Below are 1,604 nucleotides of genomic sequence, written 5' to 3'. Positions count from 1 at the left end.
AGGTAAGGAGGTGATCCAACCGCAGGTTCCCCTACGGTTACCTTGTTACGACTTCACCCCAGTCATGAATCACAAAGTGGTAAGCGCCCTCCCGAAGGTTAAGCTACCTACTTCTTTTGCAACCCACTCCCATGGTGTGACGGGCGGTGTGTACAAGGCCCGGGAACGTATTCACCGTAGCATTCTGATCTACGATTACTAGCGATTCCGACTTCATGGAGTCGAGTTGCAGACTCCAATCCGGACTACGACGTACTTTATGAGTTCCGCTTGCCTTCGCAGGGTCGCTTCCCTTTGTATACGCCATTGTAGCACGTGTGTAGCCCTACTCGTAAGGGCCATGATGACTTGACGTCATCCCCACCTTCCTCCGGTTTATCACCGGCAGTCTCCTTTGAGTTCCCGACATTACTCGCTGGCAACAAAGGATAAGGGTTGCGCTCGTTGCGGGACTTAACCCAACATTTCACAACACGAGCTGACGACAGCCATGCAGCACCTGTCTCAGAGTTCCCGAAGGCACCAAAGCATCTCTGCTAAGTTCTCTGGATGTCAAGAGTAGGTAAGGTTCTTCGCGTTGCATCGAATTAAACCACATGCTCCACCGCTTGTGCGGGCCCCCGTCAATTCATTTGAGTTTTAACCTTGCGGCCGTACTCCCCAGGCGGTCGACTTAACGCGTTAGCTCCGGAAGCCACGCCTCAAGGGCACAACCTCCAAGTCGACATCGTTTACAGCGTGGACTACCAGGGTATCTAATCCTGTTTGCTCCCCACGCTTTCGCACCTGAGCGTCAGTCTTTGTCCAGGGGGCCGCCTTCGCCACCGGTATTCCTCCACATCTCTACGCATTTCACCGCTACACATGGAATTCTACCCCCCTCTACAAGACTCTAGCTGACCAGTATCAGATGCAATTCCCGGGTTAAGCCCGGGGATTTCACATCTGACTCAATCAACCGCCTGCGTGCGCTTTACGCCCAGTAATTCCGATTAACGCTAGCACCCTCCGTATTACCGCGGCTGCTGGCACGGAGTTAGCCGGTGCTTCTTCTGTCGGTAACGTCAATTGATGAGCGTATTAAGCTCACCACCTTCCTCCCGACTGAAAGTACTTTACAACCCGAAGGCCTTCTTCATACACGCGGCATGGCTGCATCAGGCTTGCGCCCATTGTGCAATATTCCCCACTGCTGCCTCCCGTAGGAGTCTGGGCCGTGTCTCAGTCCCAGTGTGGCTGATCATCCTCTCAGACCAGCTAGGGATCGTCGCCTAGGTGAGCCGTTACCTCACCTACAAGCTAATCCCATATGGGTTCATCTGATGGCGCGAGGCCCGAAGGTCCCCCGCTTTGGTCCGAAGACATTATGCGGTATTAGCTACCGTTTCCAGTAGTTATCCCCCGCCATCAGGCAGATCCCCATACATTACTCACCCGTCCGCCGCTCGTCAGCAGAGAAGCAAGCTTCTCCCTGTTACCGCCCGACTTGCATGTGTTAGGCCTGCCGCCAGCGTTCAATCTGAGCCATGATCAAACTCTTCAATTAAAAGTGTTTGATGCTCAAAGAATTAAACTGTTTACTGCTGCTTATTTCTAAGCTGCTG

Annotated in this window: 1 rRNA gene; it reads right to left on the bottom strand. The window is 53.2% G+C overall.

Annotation, left to right across the window (positions count from 1 at the left end):
* Positions 1-3 precede the first annotated feature (3 nt).
* Positions 4-1,546 (bottom strand): 16S ribosomal RNA (locus N7387_RS21140).
* Between the last annotated feature and the right edge of the window lie 58 nt (positions 1,547-1,604).

This window comes from Morganella sp. GD04133 (assembly GCF_029835375.1).
Taxonomy (GTDB): domain Bacteria; phylum Pseudomonadota; class Gammaproteobacteria; order Enterobacterales; family Enterobacteriaceae; genus Morganella; species Morganella morganii_B.
The sequence above is the reverse complement of the archived record's forward strand: the minus strand, read 5'-3'. Positions and strand labels throughout refer to the sequence as shown.